This is a genomic window from Treponema sp. R6D11, assembly GCF_054786075.1.
The window spans coordinates 1-513 of the sequence record NZ_BDHD01000801.1; the positions used below are offsets into that span (position 1 = coordinate 1).

Annotated in this window: 1 protein-coding gene; it reads left to right on the forward strand. The window is 41.3% G+C overall.

The window, feature by feature from the left end:
* Nucleotides 1-36: 36 nt before the first annotated feature.
* The coding region (locus ACYVTD_RS16200; RefSeq protein WP_461248706.1) for a cyclic nucleotide-binding domain-containing protein at nt 37-513 on the forward strand (477 nt) is incomplete at its 3' end.

A 513-nucleotide genomic window follows, 5' to 3' on the forward strand; every position in this document is an offset into this window, starting at 1 on the left:
ATTCAGGGCAACGCCCCTGTTGCGCTTAAGATAATTATGCAGTTCTCTAAAAGAATGCGCTATCTGGACGAAGCTCTTACAAGGCTGACATTAAAAAACAACGCCATTGACGACCCAAGCCATATTTTTAATGTTGGCGAATATTATGTAAAGCATAACCAGTATAATCAGGCTTTTTATGCGTATCAAAAATATGTTAAATGCTGTCCAAACGGCGAAAATAAAGATGCCGCCATTGAACGCATGAAAAAGATAGCCCCTTATGTTAAAGACCTTCAACAGACTCCCAAGCCCGGTGAGATGAATCGTTCTTATAAAAAAGACCATATAGTTTTCTGCGAAGGCGAGCCGGGAGACGAACTTTTTATCATTCAGAAAGGCTCTGTCAAGATAATTAAAATTACCGATAACAACGAGATTTTGCTTGCCGTTTTAAAAACAGGGGATATTTTTGGGGAAATGGCGCTTTTGGAATCAAAGCCCAGAGCCGCCGGAGCCGTCGCATACGAAGAC